Origin of the sequence: Nocardia concava NBRC 100430 (genome assembly GCF_000308815.1) — a bacterium.
GTDB classification, from domain to species: domain Bacteria; phylum Actinomycetota; class Actinomycetes; order Mycobacteriales; family Mycobacteriaceae; genus Nocardia; species Nocardia concava.
This window is the reverse complement of the sequence record NZ_BAFX01000201.1, coordinates 44403-66352: the sequence shown is the minus strand read 5'-3', so window position 1 is coordinate 66352 and position 21950 is coordinate 44403. Positions and strand designations below refer to the sequence as shown.

Annotated in this window: 10 protein-coding genes and 1 rRNA gene; 4 read left to right on the top strand and 7 right to left on the bottom strand. The window is 63.7% G+C overall.

Translation table 11 applies throughout. The features are described 5' to 3' along the window. Positions 1–178 precede the first annotated feature (178 nt). Positions 179–295: ribosomal RNA gene (gene rrf / locus ON43_RS39730) — 5S ribosomal RNA — on the top strand. A 115-nt stretch (positions 296–410) separates the two neighbouring features. Next, a complete protein-coding gene (locus ON43_RS39725; protein WP_040816003.1) occupies positions 411–923 on the top strand; it encodes an SUKH-3 domain-containing protein in 513 nt (170 codons plus the stop codon). A gap of 205 nt (positions 924–1128) precedes the next feature. Here ON43_RS39725 and ON43_RS39720 read toward each other — a convergent pair whose 3' ends face one another. Next, positions 1129–1830, bottom strand: a complete 702-nt coding sequence (locus ON43_RS39720) for a hypothetical protein (RefSeq protein WP_040816001.1) — start codon at positions 1828–1830, stop codon at positions 1129–1131. 613 nt (positions 1831–2443) lie between these two features. Between ON43_RS39720 and ON43_RS39715 the strand changes: the two genes are divergently transcribed. Together ON43_RS39715 and ON43_RS39710 are read left to right on the top strand one after the other, a co-directional pair. After that, positions 2444–2704, top strand: coding sequence for a hypothetical protein (locus ON43_RS39715; RefSeq protein ID WP_157514413.1), 261 nt, complete (start codon positions 2444–2446; stop codon positions 2702–2704). An 81-nt stretch (positions 2705–2785) separates the two neighbouring features. Beyond that, the gene (locus ON43_RS39710; protein ID WP_245569034.1) at positions 2786–4282 is read left to right on the top strand and encodes an ATP-dependent nuclease; all 1497 of its coding nucleotides are present in this window, start codon (positions 2786–2788) and stop codon (positions 4280–4282) included. 82 nt (positions 4283–4364) lie between these two features. Here the strand turns inward: ON43_RS39710 and ON43_RS39705 are convergent, their stop codons facing one another. The 6 genes from ON43_RS39705 to ON43_RS39680 are packed head-to-tail and all read right to left on the bottom strand — an operon-like array spanning position 4365 to position 21941. Next, the gene (locus ON43_RS39705) at positions 4365–6449 is read right to left on the bottom strand and encodes a UvrD-helicase domain-containing protein (RefSeq protein WP_040815997.1); all 2085 of its coding nucleotides are present in this window, start codon (positions 6447–6449) and stop codon (positions 4365–4367) included. Continuing rightward, positions 6449–7651 carry an McrC family protein gene (locus ON43_RS39700; protein WP_040815994.1) on the bottom strand — a complete coding sequence of 401 codons (1203 nt, stop codon included), beginning with the start codon at positions 7649–7651 and terminating at the stop codon, positions 6449–6451. The genes ON43_RS39705 and ON43_RS39700 overlap by 1 nt, the downstream gene beginning before the upstream one ends. Continuing rightward, complete coding sequence (locus ON43_RS39695; protein ID WP_040815992.1) at positions 7620–9839, bottom strand: McrB family protein; 2220 nt, start codon at positions 9837–9839, stop codon at positions 7620–7622. The genes ON43_RS39700 and ON43_RS39695 overlap by 32 nt, the downstream gene beginning before the upstream one ends. Further along, positions 9836–13759, bottom strand: a complete 3924-nt coding sequence (locus ON43_RS39690) for an Eco57I restriction-modification methylase domain-containing protein (RefSeq protein WP_051180058.1) — start codon at positions 13757–13759, stop codon at positions 9836–9838. The genes ON43_RS39695 and ON43_RS39690 overlap by 4 nt, the downstream gene beginning before the upstream one ends. After that, the gene (locus ON43_RS39685; protein ID WP_040815990.1) at positions 13760–16573 is read right to left on the bottom strand and encodes a DUF8741 domain-containing protein; all 2814 of its coding nucleotides are present in this window, start codon (positions 16571–16573) and stop codon (positions 13760–13762) included. Positions 16574–16577: 4 nt separating this feature from the next. After that, positions 16578–21941 (bottom strand): DEAD/DEAH box helicase family protein, encoded by a 5364-nt coding sequence (locus ON43_RS39680; RefSeq protein WP_245569031.1) that lies wholly within the window; start codon positions 21939–21941, stop codon positions 16578–16580. Positions 21942–21950 lie beyond the last annotated feature (9 nt).

Genomic DNA, 21950 nt, shown 5'->3' with positions numbered 1-21950 from the left:
GCCCGGTAACGGGTGTAGGTGACTGGTACTAATAGGCCGAGGACTTACCAACAAAGAAGCTACGCGTCCACTGTGCAGTATCTGAAACAACACACTGCCGTGTGTTGAGACGGATTCTCGAACCCCTCACGGGGCGAAGGGTTTCCGGCTCCATACGCGGTGCATAGTTTCATAGAGTTACGGCGGCTATAGCGGTGGGGAAACGCCCGGTCCCATTCCGAACCCGGAAGCTAAGGCCACCTGCGCCGATGGTACTGCACTCGACAGGGTGTGGGAGAGTAGGACACCGCCGGAACATCATTCGCGAAACCCCCTGACTTCGGTCAGGGGGTTTCTGCATTTCACGGGGCTGTCGGACAACTAGATCAAATCGATACGCGCCCAACACCATTCGGCCTCGAATCTCCACTATGCGCTTCTTCTGGCCGAATCCCCTTACCTCCCAAACCCTTACCGCAGCAGGTTGGACCCCCGGCCGCAGAATCGACATCACCGGCTGGACCAACCGCCTCGAATCCGAAGGCTTCCAAGTCTCCCGTCCAGCCGCGGCCATCCTGAAGTCCTTCGGCGGCCTGACAATCCAACCCCCCAACCTGACCACCGCCCTCTGGCCCGCGGACTCCCTCTTCTTCGACCCCCTCGACGTAGCCAACGGCATGTACGACCGCTACGCCGACTTTGAATCCGCCCTGGGCCGCCGAATGACCCCCCTCGCCGTAAACGCCAGCGGCACAACGTTCCTCCTGATCCTGGACGACGGCCGCGTAGTCTCCGACGGCATCCTCGCCCTCCACCAGCTGGCTCCCACCTGGCCCCAAGCCCTCGACCTCCTAGTCCGCCGCCACCGCACCCCCGACCTCCTCCTCACCTACACCCGCCCCACCCCCGTAGCGCAGAGTTTCGCCTCCCTCCAGGTCTGCTGAGCGGGCTGGACCGAGATGCATCACAGCACCACCGAAGTCTGGGACGCCCTCCTCGACCTCTCCAGCAACAGTGTGGCCGCACGCCGATCGCCATTCCAAGGCGGTCGGCTCGGGGTGATGCTGGCCGTCACCTGGGATCAACCAATCGGGGCAACTCGAAGGGCGTGAACGGAGGAGTCCACCGAGCTCGGCGGTGCCGCTTTTCCTATCGCTTCGTGTGCAGCGAAGCCCAGATCGTGTACGCCCGATCGACCTCCTCCACCAGTTCCTCCAATTTGGGGTTTTCGTGGTCGAGGATCTCCCACTCACAGGCGAGGGCACCGTCGACCAGTGCGGTCAGAACGGCGGCGAAGTGGGAGAACGCTTCGGCGATATGGAGTTCGTACGTGCGGGCATGCCATACGCAGCGTGAATTTCGGGCTGATTCGATGCGGGCTTGGTCGGCAGGCATTCGCCTGACGAATGGCGTCGGCGCGACCTGTGGACCGAAGTCAGGATTGCCCATGCCGAACGTGTATTGAACAGCGCCGGATCGCAGAAAGAGAGAGTCGAGGTCTGGGTGCGTCACCGTCTTGGCAAGGCGATGAAACTCGGAAACCAGGATCGGCAGGAGGTCGGACGTGCGGTCGGTGCAGTAACGCCCCAGTTGAGCGCCTAGCCAGCGCATCTCGTTGCTTAGCGAGCGGAATTGCTCGACGAGAGCGTCACGGTCGTGGACCACGTCCTCTGCGTCGTCGTCTTCGCGACCCTCGTTGCTCAGTTCAATCGCTGTGGTGCGGATAGCGGCAATCGCGTCATCTTCCAGATCGTCGTTCAATCGGCCGAACATATTGGCGATGCTGTCGGGCGTCATGCCCTTGGCGAGATGCTCCCGGATGAGGGCTATTTGTGTGTCGGTGAACTGCACGGTATTGGTCCTTCAAGTCTGGTCGGCTGTGGCGGCGAATCGTCATCCGCCCTTTCCCATGGCGTCGTCCCTGCGGTGGAGGCCATCTGGCTGCCGATTCCGGTGAGATGCATCGAGTGAGTACAGATCGCTGGTGTGCTTCAGGCGCTGCGGTTCTCGGTTTCCGGCTCGGCGGTCGCTCGTATGCGTTGATGACGGCGGACATTGTGTCAATTTCGGTGTAGCTGAACGGTTCTCCGTCGAAACCTACATCGGCATGATCACCGCCGCCCGTTTCGCCGTGACCGGCCTTCGTCATCCTCGGCCCATGCCGGAACAGCGAGCGCAGGACCCTCTGTGGAACTTCGATCGGCCGCTGTTCCTTCTACTCAAGTCCGGACTGTCTTGGGTCGTTGATTGCCCTAGGCGACGTGCTGTGATCGACCTAAAGCCCCTCGGTCCCCACCTGGTCAGTACGCCGCCAGCGTTCCACATGATGACCTTAATCGACTATTGAACCGGCGGTGACGGCGGCAACCGGGCAGGCTCGCCGTCACCGAGCGCGGTGTAGAGGGTTAGCGATGCGGTCTACGCAACCCCCTTATGGCCGGTGATGGGAGACAGGGCCTCGCTCGTGGTCGTCGCCGACAACGCGGTGCTCGCCTCGCTCCAGCAGCCTCTCGATTCCGGGGTGACTGCGGTGCAGGACTGCTCGATCTTGTTCGCGTTCTTCTGGATTGCCCCAGCGGTCTACTTGACTTCACCGATCTTCCTCAGCTGCGCGACCGCCTCGTTGATCTTCTCGTGCGCGGTGGCGATGTGTTCGGTACCGGTGCGCGCGACGTTAGGTGCGGTGCCATGGATTGAATTGGCAGCGCGCCGTGACACAGCCTGACCGACGAGACTCGGCCCGGTAAGCTCCCTGCGACATGTCCGTTGGTACGCCGGATCGCGCATGAGGGGTAAGCGAAACAAGTTGAGCGAGTTCAAAAGTGAGGTCCGTCAGAGCGACATTGATGATCTGACGGCGAAGGTTTCCAAAGGAAGCTACGGCAAGTACCTCAAGCGGGTCACACTGCGGCGGATTCGCGGCTTCATCGATCGTGAGGTGACCTTTGACTTTCCGGTGACCGCCTTGGTAGGACCCAATGGTGGCGGGAAGACCACGGTCCTCGGAGCTGCCGCATTGGTGTACCGCGATGTGCCGCCCAGCAGATTCTTCGCCAAGAGCGGCAAGTATGACGCCAGCATGCAGAACTGGTCCGTCGAGTACGAACTGATCGACCGAAGCCTCAACCCGCGCCTGCCGGTTGCACGGACCGCCAGCTTCAAACAGCTGAAGTGGAACCGCAACGCGGTAGAACGAGAGGTTCTGATCTTCGGCGTTGAACGGACCGTGCCGGCCACCGAACGACAGAATCTCAAGCAGGCTGTGGGTGGGTCGTTCCAGGCGGCCAAGGAGGTTCAACTGCCGCCGGAGGTGACCGGCGAAGTCGAGAAGATTCTCGGCAAGCCGATCACCGGATTTCAGCAGTTGTATCTCGATGCGGCCGGTCGTGTCAGCATGTTCTCGGGGATCACGGGCCGCGGTGAGGGCTACTCCGAGTTCCACTTCGGCGCGGGGGAAGCCAGCATCATCCGAATCGTCGCGGAGATCGAGGCCGCATCCGAGAACGCGATTATCTTCATCGAGGAGATCGAGAACGGACTGCATCCGGTAGCTACCCGCCGGATGGTCGAATACTTGATCCTCGTCGCGCGCCGGAAGTCGTGCCAAGTTCTGTTCACAACCCACTCCAATGATGCTCTGGCCCCGCTGCCTCCGGCTGCCATCTGGTCGGCGCTAAGCGGTGATGTCCTGCAAGGCAAGCCTGATGTCAGGGCGCTACGCACGATCACCGGGCAGATCGAGGCTGAGCTGGCCGTCTTCGTCGAGGACAAGTTCGCCGAGACCATGGTTCACACGATCTTGCGGACGCACGGGGGCATCGAGATGGACGCGATAAAGATCCATGCGATGGGCGGAGCCTCACCTGCGATGAAGGTGACCGAGCAGCACAATGCCAACCCCACGACCACCTTCCCCGCGATCTGCCTGCTCGACGGCGATCAGGCCGAACACGCAGACCCGAAGCGGAAGATCTACACATTGCCGGGGACTTCGGCTCCCGAAGCTCATGTCTTCCAGCAGGTTCTCGATGGCCTCGACGCGCTCGCCGCAAAATTGACTGTGGCGCTTCACCTTCCGATCAACCGACAGGAAGACGTGAAAACGGCAGTGCGGCAGCGTGCCTCGACCAATCGCGACAGGCATGTCATTTGGGAGCAGATCGGCGAGGATCTGGACTTCCTCTCCGGGCACACCGTAGCGACAGCGTTCTTGGCGATCTGGGCTCAGGCACATCCGGACCAGGTGTCTGAATTGGTCGATTCGATCGGGGAGTTTCTGCCACGGCGCGGGCACAGCGCCTGATCATCCGCACGGCGCACAATCAGTTTTCATGCGCCGTGCGGAACTTCGACCAGCACTGTTCGGGATATCCCGTCTCTCTTGATTACTTCGGCAGGAACCGGCTGGCCTTCCCGTGCCAGGTGACCAGCAGTTGTTCCCGCGCTCGGGTGCAGGCCACGAACAGCAGGCTACGTTCACGCTGCAGGTCGAGTTCATAGGTGTGCGGGTCATCCTCCACGGGCGTCAGGGCAGCCGCGAGGGGGACGGTGTCGTCATCGACGCCCGACACGGCCATACAGCGGAATTCAAGCCCTTTCATGCGGTGCATGGTGCCGACGGCGACCGAGCCGGGTTCAGTGGCGCTGCTGGACAGCATGTGCGCGGGTATCTTCGCGGCTGCGAGCCGACTAGCGACCTTCTCACCGGATCGATTGAGGCGAGTAGCGATTCCGATCTCGTCTGGCGCGACGCCGCTGTCGAGCCAGGTACGGACGGTCGTTGCGATGTGATCGAGTTCTGCTTCCTGCGCAGGGAATCCGCGGACCTCGGGCGGCTGTCCGTGCACCTCGGAGCGGCAGCCGGCGATGGAGTCGATTCCGCCGTTCATATCGTCGATCTTCTCGTCATGAATGCGGCCGAGGCTCCAGGCCAGGATTTCGGCGGTGGTGCGGTAATTGATGGACAAGCGCCGAGACCGCCCGGCGATATCGATGCCGACGTCGCGGAGACTAACGTGGTTGTCGTAGATTCGCTGGTGGGTGTCACCGGCAATGAAGATGTCGTCGGGCCCCTCGGCGACGGCGGCGCGCAATAGTCGCCACTGGTCGGGTGTGAGGTCCTGGGCTTCGTCGACGACGACGTGCCGGTACGGTTTCTCCCGCACCTCGCTCAGGATTCGGGTGGCTTCCCGCCGGACGGTGTCGTGGGTCCACAAGCCGCGCTCGGACAGCAGCTGCTCGAAGGCGCGGATCACGACCCATGCCTGCTCCTTCTGAAGTGGACCGAGTCTGCGGCCTCGGCCACGTCGACGAGCGTCGAGATATTTGTGCACGGACGTGATCTGTTGCGCCAGCACCACATGTCGCCACTCCTCGGCGAGGAAGGTCTCGGTGAATGGTGTCGGGGATTCGGCGTGCGCCTCCCGCCACAGCTCGGCCTCGTCCTCAGCCGTCAATATGCAGGGTGCGCCGTGCTTTTCGCGGAAGACGCGGTGGGCGATGCGGTCGATGTGTTGAACGACGATGCGGGACGCGTGCGCTAGATCGTCGACAAGCATGAGGATGCCGTCTTCCAGCGACTCGGCGAGCGTCGAGGTGAAGGTGGTGACCAGTACCTTGCCTTCTCCGCGCTCAGCGAGGTGTTGGGCTCGGTGCAGCGCCACAACGGTTTTGCCGGTACCAGGTCCGCCGGTGACGCGGGCCGACCCGTTGTACGACCCGTTCACCACCGATTGCTGAGCCGGATGCAGGTAGATTCGCCAGAGCGCAAACGGGTTTGCGAACACAGCCATCAGCTCTTCGGGTCCGTCGACGAGCAGGATGCGGCCCGCACCACGTGCGGCCGCAGCATCCAGATCGGTGGTGTCGATGGGTTCGGTGAGCAGGTCTGCGCCGAGGTCGGCCCACACCTCGTCGGGGGTCATCCCGGCGGCGAGGCCGTACAGCACCTGCCACTGCGTGGTGGGCAGGAAATCCTGTGCCGCTTCGAGAGTTTCGATCTCGGTCAGCGCACGAGCGAAGGCCAGAGTGCGTTCGTCGATGCCGAGCCGTTCCAAGGCACTGTCCTTGATATCGGCGAACAGCCGCTGAGTGGTCTGTTCGGCGGCGGCCGTAACGGCGGGGAGCGCCTCGGAGAGGGCGATGTCGTCGCGGATTTCGATGCCGCCGGTGGCACGGTTGACCGAGATGTTTCGGCGCTGCGCCCACGTATAGGCGTCGTCGTGGGGCAGGACCTTCAGCAGAATGTAGCTCTGACCGGATTCGGGTGCGAGAACGATTCCGCGCCAGAACTTGTCGATCCGGATGGAGCGGAAGAGCGGGTTGCGCGCGTTGTTGATCTTTTCCAGGTGGAGGCCTGCGTGGGTGGCGGAATTGAACTTCTCGAATACCCCGGCCACCTTGTCCTGTAGCGGCCGGTCGAGTTTGCCGAAGTCGAGGAGGAAGTCTTTGTCGATCGCGAGGGTGGCCATCAGATCTCCTTTGCCGGGGTGGCGGCGATTTGGGCGGCGAGGTCGTCGACGGCGCTGAGCAACTCGCGCGGCGGCAGCGACAGGTCCAGGGCGTGACAGTGGATGGTGACCGAGCTACCGCGTACGCGGTGAACTCGATTGGCGGCGTTGCCCTTCGCGTACACCAGGTGTCCGTGGTCGAGCCCGGCCACGGTGCAGTAGGCAAGCATCTGGTACAGGTCGGCGTCCGGGAAGCCGCCCGGGGATTCGGCCTTGTACTTGGCATCGACGATCGCGCGGGGTGTGCGACCCGGGCGGAACCAGACCAAGTCCGGGCGCATGGTCACCTCCGCGGCGACATCCATCGACATGCGATGTTGGAGCGCGCACTGGCCACCGTACGGGGCGAGGGATTCACCCAATGCCGTGCACAGGAAATCCTCGTAGATCTTCCACATGTCGAACATGTAGCCGGTGACGGTGAGCGACCCGAACCGGTGCTCGAATGATTCGGCGGCGAGGACGAGTTCGGCCAGGCGTAGTGCGTCGTGGAAGCGGGCGTTGAGCCGGGTGGGCTGCCAGGCTGGCGCCGCCGAGCCGCGCGGCAGGAGGGTGACCTCCGAGAGCGCGGCCCGCAGCCGATGCAGTCGCTTGCGGGCCGGCTCGGATAGGCGCGGCACGGTCAGCAGCCGGGTCGTCGCGAGCAGCAGCAATCGGTTTTCGGCGATATCGGTGGAGAATTCGTCGTATTCGACTTCCAGGGGCAGCGGCATCCCGTATCGGCGGTTCATTTGCACGCCCGCGAGCAACCGGCCGCGTAACACAGGCAAGGTGTCGGTGACCGTGTGGTACCCCATGATCAAGCCTTGTTCGGCCGCGCGGGTAGTGATGCGGGAGAAGGCTTCCGCGAGCGCGGGCATCAACTCGTCCGACGGTTCGAGGCGTACCGGATCGTCACGCCAGATATCGGGCTTCAGCGCGTATCCGGCGAGGAAAACCAGCCGATTCAGATCCTGGATCTTGGGGCGCACCAACAACTCGCGACGGCCGAACGAAACGGCCCCCACCTTGCGGCTTGCCGACACATCATAGAGGCCGGGCGTTGTCGTGGGGACGACAGTGGCGATGCCGAGTCGTTGCAGCGCAGTGTATTCCGCGTCGCTGAGGGCGACCTGTTGCGCGGGCTGGCCCTCAGTCAGCGTCAGCCGCGGGTCCACTGTCATGCTCCGTGTGTGCGGCACTCGACCCGAGGCTGCGGCGGATGGCGTCTAGGCCGTAGGTGACGGGGACATCGATGGTGCGGTCGCCGTAATGGTGCTCTTCCAACAGCGGGAGAATCGCTGTGCGCCACACACGTTCGATCCCACCGGGCGCGAACACCGCCGGCCGCATGAAATATGATGGTCCGATCTTGAAGTCGGGGTCTTCGATCCGAGCGTTCAGTGCGTCGAGCAGATCGGCGACTGTGACGTCGTAGCCTTGCTCCGTCAGCCAGCTGCGCAGCACCCCATCCGCCGGTGACTCACTGGGATGTAGTGGAACGAACGCGAATCGGCGGCGCATGGCGGCGTCCACGAGCGCTATCGATCGGTCGGCGGTGTTCATGGTGCCGATCATGACGAGATTCTTCGGCAGTGAGAACCCGCCGTCGATATCCGACCGGTACAGCAGGTCGATGGCCGTATTGCGATATTCCAGCAGGAAGTACAGCTCGCCGAAGATCTTGGCGAGGTTGCCGCGGTTGATCTCGTCGATGATCAGCACATAGACCGCGGTCGGGTTCTCCACCGCCTTGTCCACGATGCGGCGCAGCGGGCCGGGTTTGAGATCGAAGCCGATCTGGCCGTTGCCCAGCGGGACGGGGCGGTAGCCCTCGAAGAAGTCCTCATACGAGTAAGCCGGATGGAACTGCACCAGCGTGAGATTGCCGTCGGGCGCGATATGCTTGGCGATCTCCTGCGCCAGATAGGTTTTCCCGGTGCCAGGTGGGCCGTAGAAGATGAGCTGCGGCCGATCCCGGAGCAGGTCGATGCACTCCTGCAACCACTCCTGCGAAACATGCAGGCGCTGCGCCAATTCGGGTGTCGCGTCGGGCAAGTTCGCCGACTTGGCCAGGGCGGGACCGTGACGGCGTTCGACCAAGGGACGCAGCGTTTCGATCTGGGCGCTCAGATCGGCGACGTCGCTGGGGCTGTCCAACAGCGTGGTCAGCTCGCCGGGCACGGAATCCAATGGGAGCGAATGCGGTTCCCACTTCACGGTGCGCCGCAGATTGGACAGGCCGTTCTCGCTCTTGACGTACTCGGCGTCGCCGGTGACCGTGCCGAAGTAGAGGCGACGCTGGCTGAAGGTGACCACCAGATCACCGATGTGCATGCGCGCGAGGAATGCGTAGAACTCATCCAGCTTCTCTTGCCGCGCCGCGTACCCGGAGGTGCGGTAGTCCTCCTCGATGAAACCTTTGAGCTCGTCGCGGGTGACACCGGGCTCCACCGGGCGCAATAACCGCGCCGACAAGGAGACGATGCCCTGCTGCCGCCACTTCGGAACCAGGTCGTAGCCGAGCACATTCGAACCACGCACCCGCCAGGCGTGTTGGATCTCATCGGTGGGTTCGGCGTTCTCGGACGGCGGCTGCCAAAGCTCCTTCCAGGGCGACAAGTAGTAGTCGACCGGGCCGCCGTGTTCCTGCATCAACGCCTCGTTGATCTCGAACAGGTCCACGTCCACATCGCCGGGCTCACGTTCGAGGTAATTGGCGAAGGCGTTGCGGATCGTGCGCCGGTCGGTCACGCTGACGATAGGCAGGAAGAACTTCGGGAAAGCGAGGTAGAGAAGGGCCATGCGCTGCGCCTGCTGCTTGGTCTCGACCGCGTCCAGCTCCGCGCGGAACTCCACCGGATCGGCGAGGATTTCCTGAATACGCTGCGGTGAAAGCGATTTCACGTGCTGGGCGACCTGAATCAGGTACGCGAGCTGCTGGCCGCGATTCAGGGTGAACGCGCCACCCGTACCGAAGGACCCACCCTGCCCCAGCACATTAGCGACCGGCGTGGGCACCTCGACGCGTGGCGGTGCCAAGTCCAGCACCTGATTCAGGTACTTGAGTTTCGTCGGCCCCTTGAAATCGCTGATGGGCAGCATATTCAGCAGCAGGAGTTCTGCAAAGAGCTGAACCTCCTCCGGGGCCGCCAGAACCAGACGCTGCGCGATCTTGTCGAAGAACCCGTCCGCTGGAATCGCCACATCGCGAGATTCGAGTTCGGCCAGATTCGCAGCGGTCCAAATCGACTGTCCGGGGGTGAGAATCGACCCGTCCACCGCCAGGCACTGCTCGATGATACGTCGGCCCAAGGACTCCACGGCTACCGTCGCCGGGCGGCCGAACGATGGGGAGGTTGCGGCGGTCATGCCTGTCCCCGACTCTCTGGCCTCGAAGCGACTAGATCATCGAACGGGAACTGGTACGGAATACCCGTGTGCTCAGCCTCGGCCATGGCGTCGTAGATCTCCAAGATCAGGCGTTTGGTGCGGTACTCGCCGTAGGTGGACTCGTCCTTGCGCTTGATGATTGGGAATGTATCCATGATGTAGTCGACGTCGTCACGATCGATGCCGTAGAGGTGGAAGAATGCAGCGTCGAGTTCGGCCTTGACTTGGTCACGATTTGCATCTTTCCAACAGCTGTTGAGATGGCGAACGCGTTGGGTGATCCAATCGGACCAGTTTTTTCCGTGTTGAATCGGCTCCATACCCGTCTCCAACCGCGGTGGAGTAATGCATGGAAGCTGCATGAAGGTAAAGAATTTGAGAGAAGTCCCACCGATCTTCTGCCTCGCCGAATAGTCAAGAGCGAATGATGACCACATCGCTTGCAGAACTTCGACGGACTGATTAGATGGCAGTGCCAGCAGGAACTTGTCCCCAACTGCTGCACGAGGAATGGCTCCGGCAATCACCGTACGCGCATCAGTACTTCGGCAGATATCGCGCCAGCCAAGCAGCCAGCTGTGTTGCCAGCGATTCTCGAGCTTTGCATCAACCTCTCTGCTACTAACCCAATAGCGCGGCATAGCAACGAAGCTAAGGTCCTGCTTCTCAGCGAGCGTTACGTCACGCACCGTGCCGTCGGCCTCATACGTCGCCCATCGGTGGTCGAAGTGATGGATCATCTTCGCCTCGTACAGCGGCAACATTCGCTCATCGTCGCGCTCATATTCATTGCCGCGCAGTGCCCAGCCTTCTTTTTCCAAGTCTTCACGTGTATGGAAGAGCCTTGAGTCGTTGGACATGTGGAACATGCTCATCAATTTGATGCCCCAAGGGTTGCCGTGGGGCTCGCCCTCGCGCATGAGGACAGGGACATGCCGGTAGATGCCGAGGGTGATCTCAGCATCGCGGCGAGTGCGGAATAGCGGACAAGTGCCGGTGTTCGGGTTGAGGAGGGTGATCTCCTCCGGGGTAAGGGTGTAGCGGGTTCCGGGCCGCTCTAGATCCGTGGTCTTGTCGAGTTGAAACGCGAAGTCGGCAGCATCTTCCCGAGTGTCGCGTCCGGAGATTGTCAAGAGGCAGAAGGGCTTCCGATCGTCTGTACCCTTGAACCAGCGACGGATCTCTCGGAAGCTGTACAGGCTCACGAGCGACGCATGGCTAACGAGATCCTTGAAGAAATACTGGGTTGTATCGTCCGTTGCGATACCCGTCGGCAAGATGACACCGAGCCGTCCGTGCCCCGCAAGCAGGTTGCGGTCCGCCTCGGCGAACACTGCATATGTGTTGATGTCGCCGCGACCAGCGAGCGGGTAGCGGCCGGACATACGGAGCAAATGCGAGACGCCGTCTGCTCGGCGTTTCTCGGCGATAAAGGCTTGATGCAAGGACGGATCCGTATGCGGTAGTGCGGCGATCAACTTCTTGCGGGCCGCCGCGTTCGGCGCTTGGGCGATGTCTGGGTTGCGGGCCGAGAAGAACTCCTGCTCTTGGAGTTTCACCCGTTCCCACGGCGGATTGCCGAGAACCACGGAGAAACCACCTGCCCAGCCCGTGGTGTTGTTTACGCTGTCCGCTCCATCGGTTGGAAAGATGTGCGGGAACTCCAGATGCCAATGGAAGAACCGGTATTCGGCGGCGAGCCGCTGCAGCTCCGCGCGCATGGCGCTGTCGAGCACGTCCTCGCCTGCCGTGAGCGCGCTGACCACGGCATGGGTGAGTGCTTTCGGCGCGCCTTCGTGCTTGGGCCACACGAATGCCGCGCACCAGGCATCAGCGGCGAGGCGCTGGCGGCGGTACTCGTCGGAGTTGGCGTAGGCGCGTAGTCGTTGTTGTTGAATGTGGACATCTGCGAGGGAGAGCGGGCGGGTGGCGATTACGTCCTCGATGCGGGAGCGTAGGGGATCGTTGGAAACCCGCTCGGGCATATCGAAAAGGCTCGTCTGTGAACCGAAGTCGCGCTCTGCCTTGTTCTGTTTCCGGAGTGCCGAGGCGATCTTGCGGTCGTCACCTTCGATGGGTTTGAAGGCGTCGTCGGGCAGGCCGCGATCCAGCAGCAGCGGTGTCGTGCCGACGAGTGCGTTGCCGACCTTGATCTGGGCGTCGAGAAATGCCAGCGGGCGGCCGGGCTCCATCGCTTCCATCCACAGCGAGACCTTGGCCAGTTCAGCTGCCAGGGGGTTGACGTCGACGCCGTAAACGCAGTGCGACACCACATCTCGCATAGCTGCCTGGATGGCCTTGGGCGTGGGCTCGGGATCGCCGGTCCGCAGCACCGCGACCCGTTTGGCGATGCGACGTGCCGCGCCGACCAGGAAATGCCCACTGCCGCAGGCGGGATCACAGATGCTGACTCGCAGCAGCGCGGCTTCCGGGTCGTCGTTCTTCTCGGCGTCGTCGAGCACCGGGTCGAGAGCGGTGTCGAGCAGCGATTCGACCAGCGGTGTCGGGGTGTAGTACGAGCCGGTGTCCTTGCGTTCATTGCCGGCCACCACGTCGAGTGAGTAGGTGTTGCGCGCGGAATCCCAGTGCGGCACATACTCAAGCAGGGACTCGTAGATGCTGCCGAGTTCCTCTGCACCGAGGTTGCGGTAGTCGACCACTCGCAACATCTGTGAGCCCGGCTCTCGTGCGGTGGACAGCGCCTTCACCGCACCGAGCAGGGCGTGATTGCTGAGTGAGCAATCGGTGAGCCGGTCGAGTTCACCGTGCTCGTACAGGCCGCCGAGTCCGGGCAGACCCAGTTCCGGCATCCCGGTCTCAGTGCCCAGTCCCTGCCATACGAGAGTCAGGGCCTGCCATTTGTCGCCGTAGCGGTCGCCGACACGACGCTGCGCTGTATCGCGCAGGCGCGCGGTTGAGAAATAGTCACTGTAGCGGCGCCTCGCCTGCGGGGACACGTCCGGGTCGAGCAGGATACCGCGATCTTCGGCGACGAAAGTGAACAGCATCCGGTAAACCACTCGCAGCAGGGCGTGATGGAGGTCCTCTTTGGCGAGCTTTCCATCGGCGAGATCTTGCTGGAGGACTTTGTTGTCCGGGTGGGACAGAAATCCCGATCCGAGGATGCGCAGCGCGTCAACGACACCGGCGCGCAGCAGATTCAGGGCGCGTGAACCACGTTCGAGGGATTCGGTGCGCCATTGTTCCAGCCGACTTGACGCCGGACCTATTTCCGGGTCGCGCGCCTCTAATCGGGAGACATGGCACAGCGTGTACAGCAGTAGGAAGTCGGCGAACAAGTCGCCGTCGAAGATCGCTTCCAGATCGAATTCCACGTAGGCGGACCCGACCAGCGAGGTGGAGTCTCGAAGCAGTCGCAGCAGCACGCCGTTGGAGAGGATCGCCCACGCGTGGTTCTCGGAGCGGTTCAGCGCGTCCTGAACCATTGCCTGCGGGGATGCGCCCGACGCGCCCTGAAGGCCCTTGGTGCGGGTGTCGAGGGATACCCGCGCACCCAGCAGGTGGATCGGAACATCCTGCCACACATGGGAAATCGGGTAGGGGTCACCCTCGATGACCAGGCCGCCCTTCGGCGTGCGCGGGACACGTCCGTAGCCGAGCTGATCCAACAACACCAAGGTGAATCGCTCACGGGTCAGCGTGGTCGCCGGATCGGATTCCGGCAGTTTCGCCAACGCTTCCCGGTATCCGGTCCACACGCCCCGCAGGTACGCCCATACTCGGTTGGCGGCGTCACGCACCGATTCCCCAGTGGCGAGGTGATAGTCGCCGGACTTCAGGCCGCTCATATCGGAGCCAGGCTGAGTGAGCCGCTGCGGCAGGTCAGCGGGCAGCAACCCGCCCTGGATCCGGACACCCACGAATGAATCGGAACTCATCTACGCCCCTCCCACCGGCGGCACGAACACGAACACGCCGAGCACATCCGCGGACGGCTCCACAGTTACCTTCAAACCACGCACGATCTCCGACGACGCCTGCCGGACTCGGCGATGCGATTGCAACAGCCGGTCGGCCAACAGGCGACCATGCTTTTCCAGATATCCATCCAGATCGGCGAGACCGTCGATACTGCGCGAAATGAATTGGCGGGCTTGGGTTTCAGGAACGTTGCCGGACGGCTGCGCCGCCAGCAACACCGGTGCGGACGCTTCGTCCAGCCAGCGTGCTTGTGCGGGAGAGCCTTCGAACGCGAGGGTAGCCACGTCCTCGGCGACCAATTCTCGCCCGCCGCCGCGAGCGGGCAGCTGAAGATGGAATCGGTAACGCACCAGCAGCAGGGTGGTGCGGGCGTTCACCGCGTTCGTCCGCACCACTGCGCAACGGCTCGCGGGCCGAGTCTCGGTGTCGGCCTTGTCATCGAGTGCGGATTCCAGGACATACCGCGCGATGGACTCCACCGCCGCATCGGTGCGGCTGAGCAGCGCTTCGCCGGGCTGGACCGGCAGATCGCGGACGAATCGCTGGGGATCGCGCCGATCGGACGGCAGCGCATCGCGCAGGCCGATCGGCAGGGTCACCAGGGTCGCGGTGAACCCCGACCTGTTCGGGGTCACGGTGGAGCGCAATGCGCGCAGCGAGTGCTCGGTGAATTCGGCGACTTCGGCTGGGGTGCCGAGGGACTCGCGGATGGTGGCGACTTCGGCTGCCACTTCTTCGGGCTTGATGGCGTGCTGGGCGTACTTGGTCCTGGAGATCTTCTCGCGGTTCGCCGCTGATTCCCATTCCGTGTACAGGCCACGTTGCTTGGCCTGAATACCGAGGTCGAGGCTCAGCTGTTCGGTGTCGTGACCGCGCAGCAGCAAGCCCTCCATGAGGGCTTCTACCACTGCATCGTTGGAGTCCGGCACCGGCACCGAGACACCCGTTGCCTTGCGAATAGCTTCGTGCTTGCGCAGCAATACCTCGAGCACGATGCCGTCGATATGGTTGTCGAGGCCGTAGAGCGTGACCGCGTGCACCTGATTGGCAAATTGACCGAATCGGTCGACGCGGCCTTCCCGCTGTTCGTGGCGTGTGGGGTTCCAAGCCAGGTCGTAGTGCACGACCGCTTGGAACGACTTCTGGAGGTTCACGCCTTCGGAAAGGCAGTCGGTAGCAACCAGTACGTGGCGTCCGGGTGTGGCTGTCAGCTCGTCGATGCGGGCCACTCGCTCATTCGGCGGGAGGGTGCCGGTGACCGATCGGACGGTGACCTTGCTGCCGAGCGCTTTGGTCAGCTGCTCGGCGACGTAGTCGGCGGTGTCGATGAATCGGCAGAATACGATGGGATCGCAATTCTGCTCCAGCAGCTTTTCCACCTCTTCGATCAGAGCGCGGATCTTATTGTCCGCCTTGCCTTCCAGCTTGCGTGCCTCGCTCAGGAAGCCGCGTAGCCGTCGTTCGGTGGCGCTCGAGCCATTCTCTCCGGTGTCGGCGCCGGGGCTGCTGTCGGGGGTTTCGCCGGTTTCGTCGTCGGACAGGTCGAGCACCACCGAGCGTCCGATGGCGTCGGCATCAGCCACTGAATCCGCAGCAGCGGCGGCGGCGCGAGTGCGCAGTGTTTGCGCGGCCGCGCGTGGCGAGGACGCCATGGCGCGCAGCAAAGCCAGCGCCGACCACCAGTTGACCCTGCGGGCGAGATCGCCGTTCTCCGTGCGCACTGTCTCGCGGGCGTAGTTGAGTACCTTCTCGAACAGTGCCCGGTATTCGGGGCTCAGGGTGTACGAAACCTCTTTGGGGACACGCTTTTCCGGAAAGGGTGTGTCTTCGCCAACATACTGACTGATGTCCGCGCGACGGCGTTGCACAAAATGGCGAGCCAGCCGCTCACGGCCCCTGACCTGCTCGAGGTCGATCGTCTCGAGGTCCGTGTCGAGTAGGCCGAGCAGATTGCGGAACGCCTGCTCCTTGCCGCTGTGTGGAGTGGCACTGACCAGGATCATGTGCCGCTGAACGTCTTTGGCGAGGTCGCGAAGCAGCTCATAGCGCTGGGTGCGGCCGGTGCTGGCGCGGGTGCCGTCGGAGACGCAGGTGTGCACCTCGTCCACGATCACCAGATCCGGGCAGGTGCGCAGGAATTCGTGGCGGCGGCGCGAGCTCTTGATGAAGTCGGTGGAGACCACAGTGATCGGGAAGCGCTCGAAGATCGACTCGGTGCCCAGCCGGGCGCGCTCGAGCCGGCGCACGGTGCTCGGCAGCACCAATTCGGCTTCCAGACCGAACTTCTCACGTAACTCCCGCTGCCACTGCTCGGCCAGCGCCGGGCTGCACAGCACGCTCAGACCGCGGGCCGCACCCACCTCGAGCAGTTCGGTCGCGACGAGGCCCGCCTCGATGGTCTTGCCGATACCGACGTCATCGGCGATCAACAGCCGCGCCACATCCTGCCGCAGCGCCATCATGAGCGGCACCAGCTGATAGGCACGCGGCTGCACGGCGATCTTGGCCAGACAGCGGAACGGGCCTGCGGTGGAACGGAATCCGATGCGCAGTGCGCTGCGCAGCAGGCTCGCGCTGAAATGATCACCCAGATCCTTCGGATCGGGGGCCGGGAAGGTCGCGGGGGTGACGCCCTCGCTGATCAGCACTCCGGCGATGTCGTCGTCCGAGCCGCCCAATGGACGCAGAATCAGGAACTCGTCGGTGCTGTCGGGCAGCACGACCCACTCCCTGCCTCGCGCCGACACCAGGTTGCCTGCGGCGAAACCCATTCGATTACTTCCTTCCCTCGCCCAAGACATAGGAGTGCTCACGCAACCGGTCCAGCCAATCATCGTCGGGCCCCAACCGCAGCACCGACCAACCGAAGTCATTGAGCCGGTCCTCGGCGTCCGGGTCGGTCGTCGTCGAATCGTCGACGAAGACCGCCAGGCCCGCATCGGGACCGATGAACGCCAGATCCGGTGTCGCGTCGGCACCGTCGATCCGTTCGTGCACCCGGGTCGGGAGCGCGAAATCGTGCTCCACGAGCAGATCTAGCAGCTTGTGTTCGAGCGGGGTTCGCAGCAGAGCACGCAGAGCATCGATCCGCTCTGCGCGGTCATTGGGCTTGGTGTCGGGTTCGACGGTCGCGCTCCCGAGCTGCAGCAGCAGGTCGCGTACAGTGTGCCGATCGATCAGCTCGTGCTCACTCTGGTTGCTGTAGGACAGCAGGCAGTCGTAGCACGCCTTCTCACAGCGTTCACGGGCGCCTATCGCCTTGCCGAGATCGTTTCCGGCCGTGTCGAAATGGGCGATGTCGAGGGCACGGCGAGCGGCGCGGGATAGCGCGTCCGGCTCGGCGTGCAGCCTGCGCAGCACTCCCGCGCCGCCCTCCGCCGACTCGGTGAACAGCATGCGGGCGTGGCCGTTCGGGTCGGGCAGCGCCTCGCTGGACAGTTCACCGTCTTCGAGCTGGAACTCGGCCTCGATACCGCGTTCGAGGGCGTACCGCAGCGTGGTGGCCTGCTCGTCGGAAACCGCAGTGGTGAGGCGCATTACGAGGATATTGCGAGTGTCCTCGACAAAGGGGATGACCTTCTTCGGCCTGGTCGAGGATGTACGAGGATCGAGGCCGTCGTCGCCGGCAAGGTCGTCGGTGGCGTCGCGTTCAGACAGCCAGTTGCCTTTGACGGTGTCGAGCCAATAGCCGCGGTCGTCCGGATTCTGGCGTCGCCGCAGGCCGAGATTTGTCACTCGAACAGTCGCGGTGTCACCGTAGTCGACGACGGCCAGCGAATCCTGTTCATCGAAGACAGTCGCGCGCAGCCTGCTGGGTTCCGAACCGACGTCGTGGAAGCGGTAGGAGGTGTGCAGTTCGAATCCGGCGCGGCGACGCTCCTCCTCATCGCTGGAGATGCGTTCCCGGCGGCGGGTGAAGACGGTCTGCATCCGCATCAGGTCGTACTGCGGGGGTCCCAGCACCGCATTGCAATACTGGCAGCGGTCGAGGCCGGGCTTGGCGACATGGTGGTAGCCGCACTCCTCGCAGCGACGGGTGTTCTGGGTGTCGACGACGCCCTCGCCCTGTGCGGACGTCGGCACCTGGATGCGCTTGACCTGGTAGCGCGCACCCTCGTGATAGATGATCGCGCCCGGACCGAATTCCCGGATGGCCAGGAAGCGCGGCCGCTGCAGATACTGGCCGTCGGCTTGGGTGCCACCGGCTTTCAGCGCCGGAATGTAGGCCGCCAGGGGCAGGCGCGGGAAGCTGTACCCGGGTAGGAAACCCTCCGAGGCGAAGTAGCGGTAGGTGTAGAAGTCCGAATGGGTCCGGTCGGAATCCTCGTTGCGCAGCAATACCATCTGGCGTTCGGCATCGAGACGACGGGATTCGGCCGCCTTGCGCTCCCGGTGGGTGGCCGACACGTCCCGGACGATGCGGTTCTGTTCTTCCTGATCATCCAGCGCGGCCTGATACAGCTGACGCCAGCGGCCACAGTGCCAGTCGAACGCCGCCGGAGCCCCGACGATCACCTCGTCGGCCCACTGCTCATGCCACCAGGAAGTCTTCCGCAGATCCGGGATCAACGGTGAAATCACGTCGGCCGCACGATCTTTCGCTCGCTGAACGGCACCCGGATCGGCCAGAGTCTTACGCAGCTCATCGTGAAGCGGCATTCCCTCCACGTCGATCTGCAGCAGCTGAGGCATCCGCGAGTGCAAGTCGGCACGGGTCTCGGCCAGCCACACCGCGTGCAGGTGCGAGGCGAGCAACGCCTCGTTGGTCAGATCCAGCCGCGGCGCGGCCACCGAACCGGCCACCATGTCCGCCGACCGGCGGAAGTAGTACTGGTCGTGGGAATTGCCTGTCGCGCAATAAGTCACGACCAGCGCGGGCTGCCCGGAGCGACCGGCCCGGCCGCTGCGCTGAGCGTAGTTCGCCGGCGTCGGTGGAACATTGCGCAACGCCACGGCATTGAGGTCGGCGATGTCGACGCCCAGCTCCATGGTCGGCGAGCAGTACATGACCGGCAGGCGGCCGGACCGGAACTCCTCCTCACGCTCCTCGCGACGTGCCGAATCGACCTGCGCGGTGTGCTCGCGAGCGTGTAGGCCCGCCAGCGCGGAAGCGTTGTCGCGGTAGAGATCCCGGAAGAATCCGTTCACCTTCGATCCGAGATCCGGATCGACGGTCTTGCGCAGGAGATCGACTGCGGCCTGGTTCCCGTCACCGACCTGCCAGATGATCGAGGACGCTTTCAGCCGGTACGCGGGGCCTGCCAGGTGCGGTGCGTGCACCGTGGTGAGCAGACCGGTCCGCTCCATCACCTTGAGCACATCATCGATCACCTGCTGAATGTCAGGGCCTTTCAGCTTCTCGCCGTCGAGTTGGCGCAGCCCGCTGCGGTCACGGACGTAGCGCCCCAACAGCGATCGCCAGGTGAGACGGATGTCCGCGCGCGGCTTGCCCGCACTGCCCGCCGCCGTAGACACGGTCGCGGGCTGCGGGGCCGACTCGTGCCGCGGAATCGACCACAGGCCCGTCAGATGCTGGTCGGACTGACGCCGGACACGGTCGAAGCCATCCTCGCTCAGGCAATCAACCTCGATCGCCAGCTCCCGGCGGAACTCGTCGAGCACGATGCGGCACAGCTCCTCACGCTGCTCGCCGTGCGCTTCCCGCAACGCCGGAGCGGCCCCAGCCCACACCGACTGGTCGGCGGCGATCTCCGGCAGTGACTCGTATTCGATGCGCAGCAAACCGGTCTGCTCGAGGTTGGGCATCGTGACCCGCCATCCGCGCTGCAGATCGACATACAGGCGGTACTCGACGAACGCGGTGAACGCGCGCTGTGCGGCGATCCGAGGACCGTAGACCGCCTCCGGGTTCTTGGCATAGTCGGCGAAGTCGATGCCCAGTGCCTTGACCGCCCGCTGCGCGATATCATCGTGTCGCGCAGGCGAGTCCAGCAGTGCCCGGTGCAGCGCGCCGCGCAGCTGAGTCACTTGCACGAAGTCATTGAAGTGCCCGGCCTGCAGGCTCGCGTCCTGGCGGTTGTCCACGAACGTCAACAGCTTGCGCGCCGTCTCGGAAAGCTGTTCCGGTGGAAGCCGTTTGAGAGAACTCACGATCGACGAGCTCAAGACGGACACGGCCGAACTGCGGCCTTCGACATCGAGCGTCGCCAGCTTGGCGAAGTCGCGGCCGCGAGTCTGCTCATAGGCGACCCGGCAGCGCAGGCAGAAGCGGAACGGAGTCGGAACGAACGCGGCGAAGGCGCCGCCCGCGGACACCTCGTCACCCGAAACATCCAGGCGCACCCGACGCGGCAAGTACCGCTGGAGCCGCTCGAGGACATCACCGTCCTCCACCCAGGTATCGGGAAGTCTGCCGTCGGCCACCGGGTCCGCGGGCCACGGGTGCTCAGAGGAGATGTAGAGGTAGCCGTCGGTGCGCGAGTCGCCGCTCTCGTCACGATCCTGACGTGACCGGTACCGGATCTGCCCGCTCTCTTCGGTGCGGGTGATGACGTAATACTCCTGACCGCACTCACGGCAGAACGCCAGCGGCAGCAGGATGTGATCGGGACGATCGGGCACCGCCACCTGGTACTGGGAGGTGAGGTACCGCTCGCTCTCCTCCCCGATCGACGCGTACACCGTGTCGCCCTTGGACAGGAACTGGTGCAGCCGGAACGCGAACAACGGGCGATGCGTAACCGGATTCGTCGCGGCCGATCCCCGCAGCAGCGTGTTCCGGATCGCGCGCTCGCAATCGTCGACCGTCGACATCGTGAGCTCGGCCAGATGCGCTGCGGCATCCCGCACCCGGGCTGGACTCTGCCGCACCACCAGCTCGGTCCCGGTTTCAATGGCCAGTCCGAAGGTCTTCTCGATCCACGCCGCCAGCGGCGATTCGGCGATCTCGGCGTAGCCACCGCTCACACCGCCCGCCCTAACATTCGCGGCCAGCCCCGCAAGGTCCTCTGGATCGCCGACCGTCGCATGGTCGAGGGTCTCACCGATCACCCGCTCCGGGGTGACCTCGGTGCCGAAGATATTGCCCGCCACCTCCGCCACGACCCGCTTCTGCTCGGCGGTGGTCACCGAGCTGGCCATCGTCGCCGAGGTGCCTACGCACTGCAGATTCGGCGACTCGCACGCATCGCGTACCCGACGCACCAGCATCGCCACATCCGCACCCTGACGACCGCGGTAGGTGTGTAGCTCGTCCAACACCAGGAACTGCAGGCCCTGCGCCGCGTCGACCAGCCGCCGCCGCTCTTCGGGACGAGTCAGCACCAGCTCGAGCATGACGTAGTTGGTGAGCAGGATGTCCGGCGGGTCACGCAGAATGCGCTCCCGCTCCTCGCCTTTCTCCTGACCGGTGTAGCGGGCGAACGTCACCGGCTCCGCGCCCTCCGGATAACCCCAGCGCAGGAACTTGGTCAGCTCGCCCAGCTGACTGTTGGCCAGCGCGTTCATCGGATACACGATGATCGCCTTGACGCCAGGCTGACGGTCCTGACGAAGCACCCGGTCCACGATCGGAATGATGTAGGACAACGATTTGCCCGACCCGGTGCCGGTCGTCAACACATAGCTCAGCCCCGAACGCGCGACCTCGACCGCTTCCCGCTGATGTCGGTGCAGAGTGATGGTCGAATCCGACACCGGCCCGTTCTCGTCCTTGTGCCGGAAGATCCGCTCGCATTCAGGATGCAGCAGATCCTGCGCGACGAGCTCGGAGATCGAACCGCCGCCGGCGAACATGGGATTCAACGACACCCACGGCGGCGGCCACTGCTCACCATCGCGGATACGCTCGTCCACGTGCTGCGCGATCCTCGGCTCGCGAGGGTCGACGGAAGAAGTTGTGAACGATTTATAGTCCTCGACCAGCCGTTCATGCACGTCGAAAACGTCCATCGTCCCCCTCGCCTCCAATTGTGTGCGGCATTGTGTGCAGCGGATCTCAGTGTATGACCCGCCGGACTCTTCAGTTGTAATGTCCGAATCCCAGGCCCGCCACCCGACTTCATCGGTACGCGCCGTCGTGTGGTGCTCGCATCGTCCACCGTCACCGTTGTGTCGAGCGTATGCGTGGGTACCGACACGTCCCATCGTGTCAGCGCCCGCCAAGTTGGCAATCCGCACAGCATCAAA